Source organism: Citrobacter sp. CK199 (genome assembly GCF_030333285.1).
In the GTDB taxonomy this organism is placed as follows: Bacteria; Pseudomonadota; Gammaproteobacteria; order Enterobacterales; family Enterobacteriaceae; genus Citrobacter_B; species Citrobacter_B koseri.
This window is the reverse complement of record NZ_JAOWGF010000021.1, coordinates 84,776-106,141: the sequence shown is the minus strand read 5'-3', so window position 1 is coordinate 106,141 and position 21,366 is coordinate 84,776. Positions and strand designations below refer to the sequence as shown.

Below are 21,366 nucleotides of genomic sequence, written 5' to 3'. Positions count from 1 at the left end.
GTCACAACCTGATGTCGAAGATCAGTTGGAAGGGGTGACACCATAAAACAGGAAGACAGCCATGTCCGATCGTATCGATAGAGACGTGATTAACGCGCTAATTGCGGGCCATTTTGCGGACCCTTTTTCCGTACTTGGTATGCACCAAACCACCGCGGGACTGGAAGTCCGCGCCCTATTGCCTGATGCCACCGAAGTGTGGGTGATTGAACCGAAAACCGGACGTAAAGTCGGCAAACTGGAATGTATCGACTCACGCGGTTTTTTTAGCGGAGTGCTCCCCCGACGCAAAAATTTCTTTCGTTATCAGCTCGCTGTTGTCTGGCATGGACAGCAGAATCTGATTGACGATCCTTACCGTTTTGGCCCGCTGATCCAGGAAATGGATGCCTGGTTACTGTCTGAAGGCACGCATTTACGCCCGTATGAAACGCTGGGCGCACATGCCGACACAATGGACGGCGTTACTGGAACCCGTTTTTCCGTCTGGGCGCCGAATGCCCAGCGCGTCTCCGTCGTTGGGCAATTCAACTACTGGGATGGTCGCCGCCACCCGATGCGCCTGCGCAAAGAGAGCGGTATCTGGGAGCTGTTTATTCCCGGCGCGCAACACGGTCAGTTGTACAAGTTCGAGATGATCGATGCGCATGGCAAGCTGAGAATCAAAGCCGACCCGTATGCGTTTGAAGCGCAAATGCGCCCGGAAACGGCCTCGCTGATCTGCGGTCTACCGGAAAAAGTGGTGCAGACAGAAGAGCGCAAACAAGCCAACCGGTTCGATGCGCCTGTCTCCATCTATGAAGTGCATCTGGGCTCGTGGCGTCGTCATACCGATAACAATTTTTGGCTGAGCTACCGCGAACTGGCGGATCAGCTTATTCCATACGTAAAATGGATGGGCTTTACCCACCTCGAACTGCTTCCTGTTAATGAACATCCCTTTGATGGCAGCTGGGGCTACCAGCCGACCGGGCTGTATGCGCCGACCCGCCGTTTCGGCACGCGCGATGACTTCCGCTATTTCATCAATGCCGCTCATCAGGCGGGTCTGAACGTCATTCTTGACTGGGTGCCGGGCCACTTCCCGTCGGATGATTTTGGTCTGGCGGATTTCGATGGCACCAAACTGTATGAGCACAGCGACCCGCGCGAAGGGTATCACCAGGACTGGAACACGCTTATCTATAACTACGGGCGCCGTGAAGTCAGCAACTATCTGGTCGGGAACGCGCTTTACTGGATTGAGCGTTTCGGCATTGATGCGCTGCGTGTAGACGCCGTGGCGTCGATGATTTACCGCGACTACAGCCGCAAAGAAGGCGAGTGGATCCCCAACGAGTTCGGCGGGCGTGAGAACCTGGAAGCCATTGAGTTCTTACGCAATACCAACCGTATTCTGGGAGAGCAGGTGCCTGGCGCGGTGAGCATGGCCGAGGAGTCCACTGACTTCGCTGGCGTGTCCCGACCACAGGATATGGGCGGACTGGGTTTCTGGTACAAATGGAACCTGGGCTGGATGCATGACACGCTGGACTACATGAAGCTGGACCCGGTTCATCGCCAGTATCATCACGATAAGCTGACCTTCGGCATGCTCTACAACTACACCGAAAACTTTGTCCTGCCGCTGTCGCATGACGAAGTGGTGCATGGCAAAAAATCGATTCTCGACCGTATGCCTGGCGACGCCTGGCAGAAATTCGCCAACCTGCGCGCCTATTACGGCTGGATGTGGGCGTTCCCCGGTAAAAAACTGCTGTTTATGGGCAACGAGTTCGCCCAGGGGCGCGAGTGGAACCACGACGCCAGCCTTGACTGGCATCTGCTGGAAGGCGGCGACAACTGGCACCACGGCGTACAGCGGCTGGTGCGCGATCTCAACCATACCTATCGCCACCATAAAGCGCTGCATGAACTTGATTTTGACGCTTACGGTTTTGAATGGCTGGTGGTGGATGATAACGAACGTTCGGTGCTGATTTTTGTCCGCCGCGATAAAGTCGGCAATGAAATCATCGTCGCCAGCAACTTTACCCCGGTGCCGCGCCATGACTATCGTTTTGGCATCAATCAGCCAGGGAAATGGCGGGAGATTGTGAATACCGATTCCATGCACTACCACGGCAGCAATACCGGCAACGGCGGGGTGGTGCACAGCGACGAGATCGCCAGCCACGGCCGCCAGCACTCATTGAGTCTGACGCTGCCGCCGCTGGCCACCATCTGGCTTGTGCGGGAGGGTGAATGACGCAACTGGCAACCGGCAAAGCGACACCGCATGGCGCGACGTATGACGGTCATGGCGTCAACTTCACGCTCTTTTCGGCACATGCGGAGCGCGTTGAACTGTGCGTGTTTGATGCGCTCGGCAATGAGCAGCGGTATGACCTGCCGGGGCGCAGCGGCGATGTCTGGCACGGCTATCTTGCCGACGCCAGACCCGGCCTGCGCTACGGGTATCGCGTACACGGCCCGTGGCAACCCGCGCAAGGGCACCGCTTTAACCCGGCAAAACTGCTTATCGATCCCTGCGCTCGCCGCGTTGAAGGAGAGCTGAAGGATAACCCGCTGCTGCACGGCGGGTACGACGAGCCGGACCATCGTGATAATGCCGCTGTTGCCCTGAAGTGCGTTGTCACCGCCGACCGCTATGACTGGGAAGATGACGCCCCGCCGCGCACGCCGTGGGGCAACACGGTCATCTACGAAGCGCATGTGAAGGGGCTGACGTACCTGCATCCGGCGATCCCGTCAGAGATTCGCGGCACCTGGAAGGCGCTGGGCCATCCGGTGATGATCGCGTATTTCAAGCAGTTGGGCATTACCGCGCTGGAGCTGTTGCCGGTGGCGCATTTTGCCAGTGAACCGCGCTTACAGCGCCTGGGGCTGTCGAATTACTGGGGCTATAACCCGGTGGCGATGTTCGCGCTACATCCGGCTTATGCCTGCTCCCCGGAAACGGCGCTGGATGAGTTTCGCGATGCCATCAAAGCGCTGCATAAAGCCGGTATTGAAGTCATTCTTGATATTGTGCTGAACCATAGCGCGGAGCTGGATCTCGACGGGCCGCTCTTCTCCCTGCGCGGAATCGACAACCGTAGCTATTATTGGATCAAGGAGGATGGCGACTATCACAACTGGACCGGCTGCGGCAACACCCTCAATCTGAGCCATCCCGGCGTGGTGGAGTTTGCGTGCGAGTGCCTGCGCTACTGGGTTGAAACATGCCATGTGGACGGTTTTCGTTTTGATCTGGCCTCCGTGATGGGGCGCACCCCGGCGTTCCGTCAGGATGCGCCGCTGTTTACCGCCATCAACAATTGCCCGGTATTGTCGAGCGTGAAGCTTATTGCTGAGCCCTGGGATATCGGCGAAGGCGGCTATCAGGTGGGGAATTTCCCGCCGCCGTTTGCCGAGTGGAACGACCATTTCCGTGACGCGGCCCGCCGCTTCTGGTTGCAACGCAATCTGCCCCTCGGTGAGTTTGCCGGACGTTTCGCCGGTTCCAGCGATGTGTTTAAACGCCACGATCGCCTGCCCAATGCGTCCGTCAATCTGATCACCGCGCATGACGGTTTTACGCTGCGCGACTGTGTTTGTTTCAATCAGAAACACAATGAGGCGAACGGTGAGGAAAATCGGGACGGCACCAACAACAATTACAGTGATAATCATGGTAAAGAGGGATTAGGCGGCACGCTGGATTTGATTGAACGGCGGCGCGACAGCATTCATGCCCTGCTGACCACGTTGTTGCTCTCTCAGGGAACGCCGATGCTGCTGGCGGGCGATGAACACGGCCATAGCCAGCACGGCAACAATAACGCTTACTGCCAGGATAATGCATTAACCTGGCTGGACTGGCAGCAGGCAAACAGTGGGCTAACCACCTTTACCGCTGCATTGATTCATCTTCGCCAGCAGATACCGGCATTAGTGGGAAATCGCTGGTGGGAAGAAAGTGACGGCAATGTTCGTTGGCTGAATAAAAATGCAGAGCCCTTAAGCGCGGGCGAGTGGGAGAACGGGCCGAAACAGATGCAGATCCTGCTTTCAGACCGCTTCCTTATCGCGATAAACGCCACGCTTGAGGTGACAGATATCGTTTTACCTGAAGGGGAGTGGCACGCTATTCCCCCATTCGCTGGAGAGGATAATCCGGTGATTACGGCTGTCTGGCAGGGACCTGCGCACGGACTGTGTGTGTTCCAGAGATGATAAAAAAGGAGTTAGTCATGGTGAGTTTAGAGAAGAACGATCGTGTAATGTTGGCGCGCCAGCTGCCATTAAAATCTGTTGCCCTGATCCTGGCCGGTGGCCGTGGTACACGCCTGAAAGATTTAACCAACAAACGTGCCAAACCTGCCGTGCACTTTGGCGGTAAGTTCCGCATCATCGATTTTGCCTTATCCAACTGTATTAACTCCGGGATCCGCCGTATTGGCGTGATCACGCAATACCAGTCTCATACTCTGGTACAGCATATTCAGCGCGGCTGGTCATTCTTCAGCGAAGAGATGAACGAATTCGTCGACCTGCTTCCCGCCCAGCAAAGGATGCAGGGCGAAAACTGGTATCGTGGAACGGCAGATGCCGTGACCCAGAACCTGGACATCATTCGTCGCTATAAAGCGGAATATGTGGTGATCCTCGCGGGCGATCATATCTACAAGCAGGACTACTCGCGCATGCTGATCGACCACTTCGAAAAAGGAGCGCGCTGCACCGTGGCGTGTATGCCGGTGCCGATTGAAGAGGCCACCGCGTTTGGCGTGATGGCGGTAGACGAGAGCGACAAGATCATCGAGTTTGTTGAAAAACCGGCGAATCCGCCAGCCATGCCTGGCGACGCGACGAAATCTCTCGCCAGCATGGGGATCTACATTTTCAACGCCGATTATCTGTATGAGTTGCTGGAGGAGGACGACAAAGACGACACCTCCAGCCACGATTTCGGTAAAGATATCATCCCAAAAATCACCAAAGCCGGTATGGCATATGCGCATCCATTCCCGCTGTCCTGCGTGCAGTCCGATCCCGAATCTGAACCTTACTGGCGCGATGTGGGTACGCTGGAAGCCTACTGGAAAGCCAACCTCGACCTGGCCTCGGTGACGCCGGAACTCGACATGTATGATCAGGACTGGCCGATCCGCACGCACATGGAGTCTCTGCCGCCTGCGAAATTTGTTCAGGATCGCTCCGGCAGCCACGGCATGACGCTCAACTCGCTGGTCTCCGGCGGGTGCATTATATCCGGTTCGGTGGTGGTGCAGTCCGTCCTGTTCCCGCGCGTGAGGGTGAACTCATTCTGTAACATCGATTCGGCAGTCCTGCTGCCAGAGGTCTGGGTTGGACGCTCATGCCGCTTGCGTCGTTGCATCATCGATCGCGCCTGCGTAATCCCGGAAGGTATGGTGATTGGCGAAAATGCGGAAGAAGATGCCCGTCGTTTCTACCGTTCAGAGGAAGGCATTGTGCTGGTCACGCGTGAAATGCTGCGCAAATTGCAGGTCAAACAGGAGCGATAATGCAGGTTTTACATGTATGTTCAGAGATGTTTCCCCTGCTAAAAACAGGTGGTCTGGCGGATGTGATTGGCGCGTTGCCTGCGGCACAGATTGCGGATGGTGTGGATGCTCGTGTGCTGCTTCCTGCATTTCCTGATATTCGTCGGGGTATCCCGGATGCGCAGGTAGTGACCCGGCGCGATACCTTTGCGGGAAGAATTACGCTCCTGTTCGGGCATTATAACGGCGTGGGAATCTACCTGATTGATGCGCCGCATCTGTATGACCGTCCAGGAAGCCCTTATCACGATACGAATTTATTCGCCTATACCGATAACGTCCTGCGGTTTGCGCTGTTGGGATGGGTGGGATGTGAAATGGCCTGCGGGCTTGATCCATTCTGGCGCCCGGATGTGGTGCATGCGCACGACTGGCATGCAGGCCTGGCGCCTGCGTATCTGGCTGCGCGCGGGCGTCCGGCGAAATCGGTGTTTACCGTACACAACCTGGCCTATCAAGGCATGTTTTATGCACATCACATGGATGACATCCAACTGCCATGGTCGTTCTATAACATGCATGGTCTGGAGTTTAACGGGCAGATTTCATTCCTGAAGGCGGGGTTGTATTACGCCGACCATATTACGGCGGTGAGCCCGACCTATGCGCGTGAAATTACCGAGCCGCAGTTCGCGTACGGGATGGAAGGCCTGCTGCGTCAGCGTCATCAGGAAGGGCGTCTGTCCGGCGTGCTGAATGGCGTGGATGAGAAAATCTGGAGCCCGGAAACGGATCTGCTGCTGGCGGCGCGCTATACGCGTGATTCGCTGGAGGAGAAAGCGGAGAACAAGCGCCAGCTACAGATTGCGATGGGGCTGAAAGTGGATGACAAAGCGCCGCTGTTCGCCGTGGTCAGCCGTCTGACCAGCCAGAAAGGGCTGGATCTGGTGCTGGAGGCGTTGCCGGGATTGCTGGAGCAGGGCGGGCAACTGGCGCTGCTGGGCGCGGGCGATCCGGTATTGCAGGAAGGATTTTTAGCGGCGGCGGCGGAACACCCAGGCCAGGTGGGCGTGCAGATCGGCTATCACGAAGCCTTCTCTCACCGCATCATGGGCGGGGCGGATGTCATTCTGGTGCCCAGCCGCTTTGAGCCGTGCGGCTTAACGCAGTTATACGGACTGAAGTACGGCACGCTGCCGTTGGTGCGGCGTACCGGTGGGCTTGCTGATACGGTGTCGGACAGTTCGCTGGAAAACCTGGCGGACGGCATCGCCAGTGGGTTTGTATTTGAAGATAGTAATGCCTGGTCTCTGTTACGGGCGATCCGGCGTGCTTTCGTGTTGTGGTCCCGACCTTCGCTCTGGCGGTTTGTGCAACGGCAGGCTATGGCCATGGATTTTAGCTGGCAAGTCGCGGCGAAGTCTTACCGCGAGCTTTACTATCGCTTGAAATAGTTATCCAGGAATCACCTATATGAATGCTCCATTTACTTATGCATCGCCCACTCTTAGCGTAGAAGCGCTTAAGCATTCTATTGCCTACAAACTGATGTTCACGATTGGTAAAGATCCGGTCATTGCCAATAAACATGAATGGCTGAACGCCACGCTGTTCGCGGTGCGCGATCGCCTCGTGGAACGCTGGCTGCGTTCTAACCGTGCTCAACTGTCGCAGGAAACCCGTCAGGTCTATTACCTGTCGATGGAATTTTTGATTGGCCGAACCCTCTCCAATGCCTTGTTATCGTTGGGTATTTACGACGATGTTAAAGGGGCGCTGGAAGCGATGGGGCTGGATCTCGAAGAACTGATTGATGAAGAGAACGACCCCGGTCTTGGCAACGGCGGTCTTGGCCGTCTGGCGGCGTGCTTCCTTGATTCGCTGGCGACCCTGGGTCTGCCGGGGCGCGGCTATGGAATTCGCTACGACTACGGCATGTTCAAGCAGAACATTGTCGAGGGGCGGCAGAAAGAGTCCCCGGACTACTGGCTGGAATACGGCAATCCGTGGGAGTTCAAACGCCATAATACGCGCTACAAAGTGCGTTTCGGCGGGCGAATTCAGCAGGAAGGCAAGAAAGCCCGCTGGATTGAAACCGAAGAGATTCTGGCGGTGGCCTATGACCAGATTATCCCGGGTTATGATACCGACGCCACCAACACGCTGCGCCTGTGGAGCGCTCAGGCCAGTAGCGAAATCAACCTTGGTAAATTTAACCAGGGCGACTATTTCGCGGCGGTAGAAGACAAAAACCACTCTGAAAACGTATCCCGCGTACTTTACCCGGATGACTCCACCTATTCGGGACGCGAGCTGCGCCTGCGTCAGGAGTACTTCCTGGTTTCCTCAACGGTACAGGACATTCTGAGCCGCCACTACCAGCTGCATAAAACCTATGACAACCTGGCGGATAAAATCGCCATTCACCTCAATGATACCCACCCGGTGCTGTCGATCCCGGAACTGATGCGCTTGTTGATTGATGAGCACAAATTCAGCTGGGACGATGCGTTTGAGGTGTGCTGCCAGGTCTTCTCCTACACCAACCACACGCTGATGAGCGAAGCGCTGGAAACCTGGCCGGTGGATATGCTGGGTAAAATCCTGCCGCGTCATTTGCAGATCATCTTTGAGATTAACGACTATTTCCTGAAAACGTTGCAGGAGCAGTATCCCAACGATACCGCTCTGCTGGGGCGGGCGTCGATTATCGATGAGTCCAACGGTCGCCGCGTCCGTATGGCGTGGCTGGCGGTGGTGGTGAGCCATAAAGTGAATGGCGTATCGGAGCTGCACTCTAACCTGATGGTGCAGTCGCTGTTTGCTGATTTTGCGAGTATCTTCCCGACCCGCTTCTGCAACGTGACCAACGGCGTGACGCCGCGCCGCTGGCTGGCGCTGGCGAACCCGTCGCTTTCTGAGGTGCTGGACGAAAATATCGGGCGCACCTGGCGTACGGATCTCAGCCAGCTAAGCGAACTACAGCAGCATTGCGATTTCCCGCTGGTGAATCACGCGGTGCGCCAGGCGAAGCTGGAAAACAAAAAACGGCTGGCAATACTCATCGCTCAGCAGTTGAACGTGGTGGTCAATCCGAAGGCGTTGTTTGATGTGCAGATTAAACGTATTCACGAGTACAAACGTCAGTTGATGAATGTGCTGCATGTGATTACGCGTTATAACCGCATCAAGGAAGATCCTGAGGCGGAATGGGTGCCGCGCGTGAATATCTTTGCCGGTAAGGCGGCTTCGGCCTATTACATGGCGAAGCACATTATTCACCTGATCAATGACGTTGCTAAGGTGATCAACAACGATCCGCAGATTGGCGATAAGCTGAAAGTGGTGTTTATCCCGAACTACAGCGTGAGCCTGGCGCAGGTCATTATTCCTGCCGCCGACCTGTCTGAGCAGATTTCGCTGGCGGGTACGGAGGCGTCCGGCACCAGTAACATGAAGTTTGCGCTTAACGGCGCGCTGACCATCGGTACGCTGGACGGCGCAAACGTCGAGATGCTGGAGCATGTGGGGGCGGAGAATATCTTTATCTTTGGTAATACGGCGGAAGAAGTGGAAGAACTGCGCAAGCAGGGCTATAAACCGCGCGAGTATTACGAAAAAGATACGGAGCTGCACCAGGTGCTGACGCAGATCGGCAGCGGCGTGTTCAGCCCGGAAGAGCCGGGGCGCTACCGTGATCTGGTGGATTCGTTGATTAACTTTGGCGACCACTATCAGGTGCTGGCGGATTATCGTAGCTATGTTGATTGTCAGGATAAGGTGGATGAATTGTATCGTCATCCCGAAGAGTGGACCGCGAAAGCGATGCTCAATATCGCCAATATGGGGTATTTCTCCTCCGACAGGACGATCAAGGAGTATGCCGAAAATATCTGGCACATTGATTCGGTAAGGTTGTAACAAGGGACAGGACTACCTGTAGGACGGATAAGGCGTTAGTCGCCATCCGGCAAAAGGCCCGGTGGCGCTGACGCTTACCGGGCCTGTGGACTGTTTTGTAGGCCGGATAAGGCGTAGCCGCCATCCGGCATTGTCATTACGACGCCAGCGACAACTGACGTTTGCCAATATATTCCGCCAGCCACTGGCTCACGCGGGACTGCTGCTCGGCGTTGAGCCACATCCCTTCTTTGGTGCGGCGCCACAACGCGTCGTCCGCACGACGTACCCATTCGTGATCCACCAGATACTTCAGCTCCGCTTCGTAAAGTTCGTGACCGAAATCTTCACCTAACTCGGCAACGGAGGTGGCTTCGCCGAGTATCCACTCGGTATTGCTGCCGTAGGTACGGGAATAATGACGCGCCAGCGACTCCGTCAGGAACGGATAGCGGCGGCGCAGTTTGGCCGCGTAATCTTCACGATCGCCGCCGATATCCCCGCCAGGAAGCACGCACTCTTTAGTCCAGGCCGGGCCAATGCCCTGGTAATAGGACGACAGTTTTTCCATCGCGTGTTCGGCCAGCTTACGATAAGTGGTCAGCTTACCGCCGAATACCGACAGCAGCGGCGCTTTGCCGTTTTCATCGTGGATATCCAGCGTGTAGTCACGGGTGATCGCCTGCGGAGAATCGGACTCGTCATCGCACAGCGGACGCACGCCGGAGTAGGTCCAGACGATATCGTCGCGGCCCAGTTGTTTCTTGAAGTGCGCGTTATAGACCTTCAACAGGTAATTGATTTCGCTTTCATCAATTTTCACTGCCTTCGGATCGCCTTTGTACTCCACGTCAGTGGTGCCGATGATTGAGAACTCATCCATCCACGGAATCACAAATACGATACGCTTATCTTCGTTTTGCAGGATATAAGCCTGTTTCTGCGTATGCACGCGCGGCACCACAATGTGGCTGCCTTTGATCAGACGAATGCCGTAGGGTGAAGGCAGGTGCATACCGTCGTCGAAGAACTGTTTTACCCACGGCCCCGTGGCGTTGACCAGACCACGCGCCTGCCAGGTGTGCTTTTTACCGGTATCGATATCTTCCGCTTCTACGATCCACAGACCGTTTTCACGACGGGCAGAGGTCGCTCGGGTACGGGTTAACACTTCCCCGCCTTTACGCACCACCATTTGGGCGTTTGCCAGAACCAGACGTGCATCGTCTACCCAGCAGTCAGAATATTCGAAACCGCGCACGATCTCCGGTTTCAGCACCGAATCTGCGCCAAAACGCAAACCGGTTGAACCGGGCAGACTGGTGCGTTTGCCCAGATGATCGTACATAAACAAACCAATTCGGATCATCCATGCCGGGCGCAGGTGCGGGCGGTGAGGCAGTCGGAAGCGCATCGGGAAGGCGATGTGCGGCGCCATTTTCAGCAGCACTTCACGTTCGGCCAGCGCTTCGCTGACCAGGCGGAATTCGTAGTGTTCAAGGTAGCGCAAGCCACCGTGAATTAATTTAGAGCTGGCGGAAGAGGTTGCACAGGCCAAATCCTGCGCTTCCAGCATGAGCACGGATAAACCACGTCCGGCGGCGTCTGCCGCGATACCCGCACCGTTAATGCCCCCGCCTATCACAATCAGATCTTTGGTTTCCATGCTACCCTCTTGCACTTTCGTTAAAGCTCAAAAATGTTCGTTATCGAGCATAATAGCAAAAAAACGAGCTGGTGGTAACATCGAAAAAACATTTTAGAGTGATACATATAACATTATGGCGTTTACTTACCCCGGCGACGTACACTGAACGGTAAAATAGCCATCTGCATATAAAGCCTGCATATAAAAGAAAGAGAGACTCATGGATCAGTTTGAATGTATTAATGTCGAAGAAGCTCACCAGAAGCTGCACCAGGGAACGGCGGTGCTGGTGGATATCCGCGATCCGCAAAGCTATGCGATGGGCCACACGCCGCAGGCGTTCCATCTGACCAACGATACGCTGGGCGCGTTTATGCGCGACCATGATTTCGATACCGTGGTGATGGTGATGTGCTATCACGGCAATAGCAGCAAAGGCGCGGCACAGTACCTGCTACAACAGGGTTATGACGCGGTTTACAGTATTGATGGCGGGTTTGATGCCTGGCACCGCCATTTCCCCTCAGAGGTGGCATTTGGCGCTTAAGCCCACAAAGATGCAGCCTGAAGTCGGAAGGGCCTATATACTGTCCTCTTTTGTGTGGACTAAGCGACAGCAACAATGTTGATGATTACCTCTTTTGCTAACCCCCGCGTGGCGCAGGCATTTGTTGATTACATGGCGACGCAGGGCGTTATCCTGACGATTCAACAACATCATCAAAGCGATGTCTGGCTGGCGGACGAATCTCAGGCCGAGCGCGTGCGGGCGGAGCTGGCGCGCTTTCTGGAAAATCCCGCCGATCCGCGTTATCTGGCGGCAAGCTGGCAGTCCGGTCATACCGGCAGTGGGCTGCACTATCGCCGTTTCCCGTTTATCGCCACATTGCGCGAGAGGGCGGGCCCGGTCACCTGGCTTATTATGATCGCCTGTATCCTGGTGTTCGTTGTGATGAGCATCGTCGGCGCGCAGAGCGTCATGGTGTGGCTGGCATGGCCGTTTGATCCGTCACTGAAATTTGAGTTCTGGCGCTATTTCACCCATGCGTTTATGCATTTCTCGTTAATGCATATCCTCTTCAACCTGTTGTGGTGGTGGTATATCGGCGGGGCGGTGGAAAAACGTCTGGGCAGCGGAAAACTGATTGTTATTACCGTCATCAGCGCATTGCTGAGCGGTTATGTACAGCAGAAGTTCAGCGGCCCGTGGTTTGGTGGGCTTTCCGGCGTGGTTTACGCGCTGATGGGCTACGCCTGGCTACGTGGTGAACGCGATCCGCAAAGCGGCATATATCTACAGCGTGGGCTTATTGCTTTTGCGTTGATCTGGATTGTTGCCGGGTGGTTTGATGTGTTTGGCATGTCGATGGCGAACGGTGCGCACATCGCCGGGCTGGCCGTGGGGCTGGCGATGGCATTTGCTGACACGGTGAATGCGCGAAAACGAACATGATTGGGGTTGCGCCGGATGGCGGCGAAACGCCTTATCCGGCCTACTAAAAATGCACGGTCGGTAGGCCGGATAAAACGCCAGGCGTCGCCATCCGGCAAAATTCCAGGGAATAACAATGAAACAGACACAACGTCATGACGCTATCATCGAACTGGTAAAAAAGCAGGGATACGTCAGCACTGAAGAACTGGTGGAACATTTCTCCGTCAGCCCACAAACCATCCGTCGGGATCTCAACGACCTGGCGGAGCAGAATATGATCCTGCGCCACCACGGCGGCGCGGCGTTGCCTTCCAGCTCGGTAAACACGCCGTGGCACGATCGTAAAGCGACGCAAACGGCGGAGAAGGAACGTATTGCGCGGAAAGTCGCCACGCAAATCCCCAACGGTTCAACGCTGTTTATCGATATCGGCACGACGCCGGAAGCGGTGGCGCATGCCTTGTTGGATCACAGTAACCTGCGCATTGTGACCAACAATCTCAACGTGGCAAACACGCTGATGGTGAAAGAGGATTTTCGCATTATTCTCGCTGGCGGTGAGCTTCGCAGCCGTGACGGCGGCATTATTGGCGAAGCGACGCTCGATTTCATCTCTCAATTCCGCCTGGATTTTGGCATTCTGGGGATCAGCGGTATCGACAGCGACGGGTCGCTGCTGGAATTTGATTATCACGAAGTACGCACGAAACGCGCGATTATTGAAAATTCACGCCATGTGATGCTGGTTGTGGATCACTCGAAGTTTGGTCGTAATGCGATGGTGAATATGGGCAGCATTAGCCTGGTGGATGCCGTCTATACCGATATGACGCCGCCAGCAGGGGTATTGCAGGTGCTTACCGACCACCATATTCAGTTAGAGTTGTGCTGATCGTGATTGTAGGCCCGGTAAGCGTAAGCGCCACCGGGCAATCATCACACCCCGTACCCCATCATTTTCAAAAGCCTCTGCGCATGTTGTACGGCGTCCTGACGATGCGCGACGCCGAGCTTCTGATATAAATTGCGAATGTGCGTTTTGATGGTCGTGGCCGCAACCGCCAGCTCGCCAGCGATTTGCTCGTTGCTGTAGCCGGAATAGATCAGCCCCAGAACCTGCCACTCACGCTGCGTTAGCGGGCTGGTGCGGATCAGCTCCGGTACGTCCGGGTGATTTAACAGCCGCTCCACAAAGCCTTCGTCAAAATGGGCGAACTTATGTCGATGGTGCTGGTTAATTTCCCGCAGGATGCGCTGTGCGCGATGTTGTTCAAGCTCCGGCAGCGTATTCAACTGAATCAACTGACGCAGTTGCTGTGCCATCGCTTCGCCTTCAATCACAAAGTGGCTGATGAAACCGGTACGGTTCGCCAGTTGCAGCGCATCAAGCAACACCCGCTGGGCGTCGTTTTTACGTCCGGCCTGCCAGTACAGTTGATTAAGCAACAGCAGGTTACGGTTAAGATCGCTCATTAAACGCAGGCTACGGGCGTTCTCGTTTAGCTCTTCCAGCACAATCTCTGCGGATTCAAACTCACCCAGCAGGATCTGCGCTCTGGCGATATTACGCCACTGGCCTTGCAGGAAGTGGTTGTTGGCAAATTCTGGTTTCGGCGTATGACGCAGCCAGTTGGCGGCGGACTTCTTATCGCCCGTCATCTGCCAGTAAATCACGCGAACCTTATCGGCATTGGAAATCCAGTCGCTGTGATACTGGCCGTTGCCCAGCAGGTTCTCCAGACGGTTCAACTGCGTGCGGGCATTATCCAGATCGCCGCGCGCCAGCGAGCACTGCACCAGCAGCGCCAGACACTGCAATTGCTGCTGCGGCTGGAATGCGGAAAGCACATCAATACCGCTGCGGGCGGAGGCTTCCGCTTCGTCAAGACGCGCCCATGCCCACAGAAGCTGCGCGCGAATGCGCATCAGGAACTCGTGCATCGGCAACTGTTCGAGATGTTGCTCTTTAATCAGCTGGAACGCTTTCTCCTGGGTTTCCCAGGCGGCCTGCAAAAAGCCCTGGGCGAAGAGAATTTCACTTTGTTGGAGCAGGCTCCAGAGGGCGTAATGCCAGACGTCATGATGACGCGACATTTGCTCAGTTTGCTGCATCAGCGACAGTGAACGGGAGAGATCGCCTTTACAGTGCAGCACTTCGCCGTGTACGGAGGTGGCGACAATACGGCTGTAAAACCAGGCGATCGGCAGCTCATCCAGCGCCAGTTTTGCCAGCCGTTCCGCTTCATCCGGGTTGCCGTCGTTAATCGCGACCTGAGCGCGCAGGGCGTTAAATTCCGCATGCAGCGTACCGTCCATCATGCCCTGAATTTCTTGCTCAGCGCGCGCCAGCAGGGTATTCACTTCGCTGTAGCGGTGCTGGCTTTGCATCAGCCATGCCTGCAACAGAACCAGCCGCGGGTTTTCCAGCAAACTTTCCCACGGCAGGGCCTTTAACGACTCTTCCAGCAGCGCCAGCTCACTGTGGTTAAATAGCCCCCACGCATGATTCAGCAGGATATCGCGCAGCATATGCGCATCGCCCGCCGCCAGGGCATGGTGAATGGCTTCGCTGGGGAAACCTTGCGCCATCCAGCTTTCGGCGGCAGCGCGGTGGATATCCGGCAGCTCGGTCGCCAGTTCCCACTGGCAACGCTGACGCAGGAAACTGCCAAACAGCGGGTGATAGCTGAACCATTCGCCCGTATCGTCCATGCGTTGCAGGAACAGCCCCTGACGCTCAATCTCCTCCAGACGCATCTGCCCGTTCTCTTCGCCCGTCACGCGCACGATCAGCGCATCGTTCATCGAACGCAGGATGGCGCTTTTCAGCAGAAAATGCCGGGTACTCACGTCCACGTTGTCCAGCACTTCATCGACCAGGTAATCGGACAGATGGCTGGCGTTGATTCCCGCCAGGCGTCGCGCAGACTGGTGTGCGGAGTTATTGTTCTGGCGGGCGGAAAGGGCGATAAGCTGTAGCGCGGTTGCCCAACCGGCGACGTCGTCGCACATCCGGCTGCTCTCGGCGGCTTCGATAGGCGAGGACAGACGGCGGTCAAAGAACTGTTTTGCTTCCTGATGGTTAAAGGCTAATTGCTGGCTGCCGATTTCCAGCAGCTGATCGCGAACGCGCAGATTAGCGATGCCGAGCTGCGGTAAATTACGCGACAGCACGACCAGCGTGAGATTTTCGGGTTGATGACGCAGGAAAAAGCGCATCGCGTCGTGGATCACCGGGTTTGTGATCAGATGGTAATCATCAATGACCAGATAAAGCGGGCGATGCCACTCAGCCAACTCAATAAAGAGTTGCGCGAAAAGGGAGGTCAGGCTGACGTACTGGCGTTTTTGCACCATGACTTCACTGGTGGAGCAATGCCCGCCCGTTGCCTGCTGAAGCGCGGCAATTAAATAACTGGCGAATCGCTCCTGCTGGTTGTCGCCTTCATCCAGCGAGAACCAGCCTAACTCGTTTTTCCCGGCTGCCCACTGTGAAACAAGCGTGGTTTTCCCATAGCCCGCAGGGCTTGTTACCAGGGCCAGCCTGAAATTGTTCGCGCCGGAAAGTTTAGCCAACAGGCGCTCACGAACCACCGTATGGTCGAGTCGAACCGGACGACTTAATTTAGACGGAATCAACATAGTAATCACTTCACTGTGAGGAAATGGGGAAATGCGATTTTTTTTGCGCTTCGTAATTAATAGATATAAGGTCGGACAGAAACCGGTTTAATGCAAGCTATGCAAGTTTTTTGTGTGTCTGAATTTGCACTCTGTCACAATTCTAAATATCCATTGCAAGAAACGGTTTAGCACGGTCTGAGTGTGCGTGGAGACTGGGATGGTGCCCGATCCTGCCTGCCCCAAATAATGCCATTTCCTCTGTGTGGTTACTGTACTTTTTAATGAAAGTCAGGAAGTAATGAACTCAGGGAATTATTCAGGAACGGAAATAACTGAATGGGTTTGATATTTCAGGTTAGAAACTATTTCCGCATTTACATATTCACTTTCAATAAACCTCCGCGATTTAATTATTTGTGTCATCGTGCGTAAAACGGCGTGCAGTCGCAGGTATGCTGTGCGGTAATTCGACGTATTCACCGGCAATCCACTACCTTTAAGTGGCGGCGATCACACTTTTATGCTCATCCCCACTACTCCTCCCTGCCTAATCCCGGGTGGGATGAGGAAGGTCAACATCGAGCCAGGCAAACTAACGATAACGTTGTTTTATTACCTGAGGATTCGGAATTTCTATGTCACAGCCTACCTTCAACAAAGATCACTTTCAGGCTGCCCTGATGCGTCAGTGGCAGCGTTTCGGTTTACTGTCGGCTCATGAGATGACATCTCGCCAGTGGTGGCAGGCCGTTAGCGGCGCACTGGCTGAATTGCTCAGCGCGCAACCTGCGGCGAAACCGGCTAAAAACCAGCGTCATGTTAACTACATCTCGATGGAATTCCTGATTGGCCGCCTGACCGGGAACAACCTGTTGAATCTGGGCTGGTATCAGGCGGTGAGTGATGTGCTGAAAACGCATGACGTCAATCTGACCGACCTGCTGGAGGAAGAGGTTGATCCTGCGCTGGGCAACGGTGGTTTAGGACGTCTGGCGGCATGTTTCCTGGACTCTATGGCGACGGTAGGCCAGTCCGCAACGGGCTATGGCCTGAACTACCAGTATGGGCTGTTCCGTCAGTCTTTTGTCGATGGGCAACAGATGGAAGCGCCGGATGACTGGCATCGCGGTAGCTACCCGTGGTTCCGTCACAATGAACAGCTTGATGTTCAGGTCGGTATTGGCGGTAAAGTGACGAAGGACGGGCGTTGGGAACCGGGTTTTGTGATCACCGGGCAGGCGTGGGACTTGCCGGTGCTCGGCTACCGGAACGGCGTCGCACAGCCGCTGCGTTTGTGGCAGGCCGCGCATGCGCATCCGTTTAACCTGACCAAATTCAACGACGGCGATTTCCTGCGCGCGGAGCAGCAGGGGATCGACGCGGAAAAACTGACGAAAGTCCTCTATCCGAACGACAACCACACCGCAGGCAAAAAGCTGCGCCTGATGCAGCAGTATTTCCAGTGCGCCTGCTCGGTAGCGGATATTCTGCGCCGTCACCACCTGGCGGGGCGCAAACTGCATGAGCTGGCGGAGTATGAGGTCATTCAACTCAACGATACTCACCCGACCATCGCTATCCCTGAACTGCTGCGCGTGCTGCTCGATGAGCACCAGCTAAGCTGGGACGACGCCTGGGCCATCACCAGTAAAACGTTCGCCTACACCAACCATACGCTGATGCCGGAGGCGCTGGAGTGCTGGGATGAGAAACTGGTGAAAGCGCTGCTGCCGCGCCATATGCAGATCATCAAAGAGATTAATGACCGCTTTAAGAAACAGGTTGATAAAACCTGGCCGGGCGATAAGCAGGTGTGGGCGAAGCTGACGGTAGTGCACGACAAGCAGGTGCGGATGGCCAATATGTGCGTGGTCAGCGGCTTTGCGGTCAACGGCGTTGCGGCGCTGCACTCCGATCTGGTGGTGAAGGATCTGTTCCCGGAATATCACCAGCTGTGGCCGAACAAATTCCACAACGTGACCAACGGCATTACGCCGCGTCGCTGGATCAAACAGTGCAACCCGGCACTTGCAGCGCTGCTGGATAAGTCGTTGAAGAAAGAGTGGGCTAACGACCTCGATCAGCTGATCAACCTGGAGAAATTCGCCGACGACGCGGCGTTCCGCAAAACGTATCGTGAGATTAAACAGGCGAATAAAGTCCGCCTGGCCGAATTTGTGAAAATGCGCACCGGGATTGAAATCAACCCGCAGGCGATTTTCGATATCCAGATTAAGCGCCTGCACGAATATAAGCGCCAGCACCTGAACCTGCTGCATATTCTGGCGCTGTACAAAGAGATCCGCGAAAATCCGAAAGCAGACCGCGTGCCGCGCGTGTTCCTGTTTGGCGCAAAAGCGGCGCCGGGCTACTATCTGGCGAAAAACATCATCTTCGCCATTAACAAGGTGGCGGAAACCATCAACAACGACCCGAAAGTCGGCGATAAGCTGAAAGTGGTCTTCCTGCCGGACTACTGCGTTTCGGCGGCGGAAATGCTGATCCCGGCGGCGGACGTCTCTGAGCAGATTTCTACTGCCGGTAAAGAAGCCTCCGGCACCGGCAATATGAAGCTGGCGTTGAACGGCGCGCTGACGGTCGGTACGCTGGATGGGGCGAACGTTGAGATCGCCGAACAGGTCGGGGACGAGAACATCTTTATCTTCGGTCATACCGTGGAAGAGGTGAAACGGCTGAAGGCCAAGGGCTACGACCCGGTGAAATGGCGTAAGAAAGACAAAGTGCTGGACGCGGTGCTGAAGGAGCTGGAAAGCGGCAAATACAGCAACGGCGACAAGCACGCTTTTGATCAGATGCTGCACAGCATTGGCAAACAGGGGGGCGATCCGTACCTGGTGATGGCGGACTTTGCCGCCTACGTTGCGGCACAAAAGCAGGTGGACGTGCTGTATCGCGACCAGGATGCCTGGACCCGGGCGACGATCCTGAACACCGCGCGTTGCGGGATGTTCAGCTCGGATCGCTCCATCCGCGATTATCAGGCTCGTATCTGGCAGGCAAAACGCTAAGGAAGCGCCATGGAACGCAAACGTCTGGATAATGCCGCGCTGGCGGCGGGGATCAGCCCCAATTACATCAATGCCCACGGTAAACCGCAGTCGATTGGCGCCGAAACCAAACGGCGTTTGCTTGATGCGATGCACCGCGCCACCGCCGCCACGAAGGTGGCGGTGACGCCAGTGCCGAATGTGATGGTGTATACCGCAGGCAAGAAGATGCCGCTGGCGGTAGAAGGCAGCGGCGATTTTAGCTGGCTGCTGACCACCGAGGAGGGCGTACAGCACAAGGGGCACGCCACCGGCGGTAAAGCCTTTACGCTTCCGGCAAAGCTGCCGGAGGGGTATCACACGCTGACCCTGACTCAGGGCGAACAGCGCACGCACTGCCGGATCATCGTGGCGCCGAAACGCTGCTATGAGCCGCAGGCGCTGCTGACCGGACAGAAGCTATGGGGGGCGTGCGTTCAGCTTTATACCCTGCGTTCGGAAAAAAACTGGGGGATTGGCGACTTTGGCGATCTCCAGTCGATGCTGACGGATGTTGCGAAACGCGGCGGCGCATTTATTGGCCTGAACCCGATTCACGCCCTCTACCCGGCAAACCCGGAGAGCGCCAGCCCGTACAGCCCCTCATCCCGCCGTTGGCTGAATGTCATTTATATCGACGTGAATGCCGTTGACGATTTCCGGTTGAGCAAAGAGGCGCAGGCCTGGTGGAACATGCCGACGACGCAACAGACATTGCAGCGCGCACGGGACGCCGAATGGGTTGATTATTCTGCTGTTACCGCGCTGAAAATGACCGCCCTGCGGATGGCATGGAAAGGTTTTGCGCTTCGTGATGATGAACAGATGGCGGCGTTTCGCCACTTTGTCGCCCAGGAAGGCGACAGCCTGTACTGGCAGGCGGCATTTGACGCGCTGCACGCGCATCAGGTGAAGGAAGATGAATTGCGCTGGGGCTGGCCGGTCTGGCCGGAAGCGTATCAGTCAGTGAACTCGCCGGAAGTGAAACAGTTCTGTGAAGATCACCGCGATGAGGTGGACTTTTACCTCTGGTTACAGTGGCTGGCGTATACCCAGTTTGCCGCCTGTTGGACGGTATGCCAGGGTTATGATATGCCGATTGGCCTGTATCGCGATCTGGCGGTAGGGGTTGCGGAAGGCGGGGCGGAAACCTGGTGCGATCGTGAGCTGTATTGTCTGAAAGCGTCGGTGGGCGCGCCGCCGGATATCCTCGGCCCTCTGGGGCAGAACTGGGGACTGCCGCCGATGGACCCGCACATCATCGCCGCTCGCGCCTATGAGCCGTTTATTGAACTGCTGCGCGCCAATATGCAGAACTGCGGCGCTTTGCGTATCGATCATGTTATGTCGATGCTGCGTCTGTGGTGGATTCCTTACGGTGAAACGGCGGATCACGGGGCGTATGTGCATTACCCGGTGGACGCCCTGCTCTCTATTCTGGCGCTGGAAAGTAAACGTCATCGCTGCATGGTGATTGGCGAAGATCTGGGGACGGTGCCGGTGGAAATCGTGGGTAAACTGCGCGATAGCGGCGTTTACTCGTATAAAGTGCTCTATTTCGAGAATGATCATGAGAAGAACTTCCGCGCGCCGAAAGCGTACCCGGAACAATCAATGGCAGTCGCGACGACGCATGACCTTCCTACGCTGCGTGGCTACTGGGACAGCGGCGACCTGACGCTCGGCAAAACGCTGGGGCTTTACCCGGATGAAGTGATATTGCGCGGGCTGTATCAGGATCGTGAGCTGGCGAAGCAGGGTCTGCTGGACGCGCTGCACAAATACGGTTGCCTGCCGAAACGCGCGGGGCATAAGGCGTCGCTGATGTCGATGACGCCGATCCTCAACCGTGGAATGCAGCGTTACATTGCGGACAGCCATAGCGCATTGCTGGGGTTGCAGCCGGAAGACTGGCTGGACATGGCGGAGCCGGTCAATATTCCAGGCACCAGCGACCAGTACAAGAACTGGCGGCGCAAGTTGTCCACGACGCTTGAGAAGATGTTTGCCGATGACAAGGTGAATAAACTGCTTAAAGATTTGGACAAACGGCGAAAAGCGGCCGCGAAGAAGAAGTAAAAAAAGCCGGGAAATTCCCGGCTTTTTTATGGTGACAACACGTAGGCCTGATAAGCGCTGCGCCATCAGGCAATTCTGGCGCACATTGCCGGATGGCGGCTTTGCCTTATCCGGCTACAGGCC

At 55.8% G+C, this 21,366-nt stretch carries 12 protein-coding genes; 10 read left to right on the top strand and 2 right to left on the bottom strand.

Annotated features, from left to right (window positions below; genetic code table 11):
* Positions 1 to 61: 61 nt before the first annotated feature.
* From glgB to glgP, 5 genes are read left to right on the top strand one after another with little or no spacing between them, the layout of a single operon-like run.
* Positions 62 to 2,248, top strand: coding sequence for a 1,4-alpha-glucan branching enzyme (gene glgB / locus OGX75_RS01815; protein WP_058668214.1), 2,187 nt, complete (start codon positions 62 to 64; stop codon positions 2,246 to 2,248).
* Entirely contained in the window at positions 2,245 to 4,218 is a 1,974-nt protein-coding gene (glgX, locus tag OGX75_RS01810; RefSeq protein ID WP_286448935.1) for a glycogen debranching protein GlgX, read from the top strand. Before glgB ends, glgX begins: the two co-directional genes overlap by 4 nt.
* A gap of 17 nt (positions 4,219 to 4,235) precedes the next feature.
* On the top strand, positions 4,236 to 5,531 hold the full coding sequence (gene glgC / locus OGX75_RS01805; protein WP_024131017.1) for a glucose-1-phosphate adenylyltransferase: 1,296 nt from the start codon (positions 4,236 to 4,238) through the stop codon (positions 5,529 to 5,531).
* A complete protein-coding gene (gene glgA, locus OGX75_RS01800) occupies positions 5,531 to 6,964 on the top strand; it encodes a glycogen synthase GlgA (protein ID WP_012135534.1) in 1,434 nt (477 codons plus the stop codon). The genes glgC and glgA overlap by 1 nt, the downstream gene beginning before the upstream one ends.
* 19 nt (positions 6,965 to 6,983) lie before the next feature.
* The gene (gene glgP / locus OGX75_RS01795) at positions 6,984 to 9,431 is read left to right on the top strand and encodes a glycogen phosphorylase (protein ID WP_012135533.1); all 2,448 of its coding nucleotides are present in this window, start codon (positions 6,984 to 6,986) and stop codon (positions 9,429 to 9,431) included.
* Positions 9,432 to 9,567: 136 nt separating this feature from the next.
* Here glgP and glpD read toward each other — a convergent pair whose 3' ends face one another.
* Entirely contained in the window at positions 9,568 to 11,076 is a 1,509-nt protein-coding gene (gene glpD, locus OGX75_RS01790) for a glycerol-3-phosphate dehydrogenase (protein WP_012135531.1), read from the bottom strand.
* A 202-nt stretch (positions 11,077 to 11,278) separates the two neighbouring features.
* Between glpD and glpE the strand changes: the two genes are divergently transcribed.
* The 3 genes from glpE to OGX75_RS01775 all read left to right on the top strand — a co-directional run bounded on the left by glpE (position 11,279) and on the right by OGX75_RS01775 (position 13,385).
* Positions 11,279 to 11,605 (top strand): thiosulfate sulfurtransferase GlpE, encoded by a 327-nt coding sequence (gene glpE, locus OGX75_RS01785; RefSeq protein WP_012135529.1) that lies wholly within the window; start codon positions 11,279 to 11,281, stop codon positions 11,603 to 11,605.
* A gap of 75 nt (positions 11,606 to 11,680) precedes the next feature.
* Entirely contained in the window at positions 11,681 to 12,511 is an 831-nt protein-coding gene (gene glpG, locus OGX75_RS01780) for a rhomboid family intramembrane serine protease GlpG (RefSeq protein ID WP_012135528.1), read from the top strand.
* A gap of 115 nt (positions 12,512 to 12,626) precedes the next feature.
* Positions 12,627 to 13,385 (top strand): DeoR/GlpR family transcriptional regulator, encoded by a 759-nt coding sequence (locus tag OGX75_RS01775; RefSeq protein ID WP_012135527.1) that lies wholly within the window; start codon positions 12,627 to 12,629, stop codon positions 13,383 to 13,385.
* A gap of 44 nt (positions 13,386 to 13,429) precedes the next feature.
* On the opposite strand, the gene malT is transcribed toward OGX75_RS01775, so the two are convergent.
* Positions 13,430 to 16,135: an HTH-type transcriptional regulator MalT gene (gene malT / locus OGX75_RS01770; RefSeq protein ID WP_012135526.1), complete on the bottom strand. Its 2,706-nt coding sequence runs from the start codon at positions 16,133 to 16,135 to the stop codon at positions 13,430 to 13,432.
* A gap of 617 nt (positions 16,136 to 16,752) precedes the next feature.
* Here malT and malP point away from each other — a divergent pair.
* Together malP and malQ are read left to right on the top strand one after the other, a co-directional pair.
* Positions 16,753 to 19,146 (top strand): maltodextrin phosphorylase, encoded by a 2,394-nt coding sequence (gene malP, locus OGX75_RS01765; protein ID WP_286450968.1) that lies wholly within the window; start codon positions 16,753 to 16,755, stop codon positions 19,144 to 19,146.
* 9 nt (positions 19,147 to 19,155) lie between these two features.
* Positions 19,156 to 21,243 carry a 4-alpha-glucanotransferase gene (gene malQ, locus OGX75_RS01760; RefSeq protein ID WP_286450967.1) on the top strand — a complete coding sequence of 696 codons (2,088 nt, stop codon included), beginning with the start codon at positions 19,156 to 19,158 and terminating at the stop codon, positions 21,241 to 21,243.
* Positions 21,244 to 21,366: the final 123 nt, after the last annotated feature.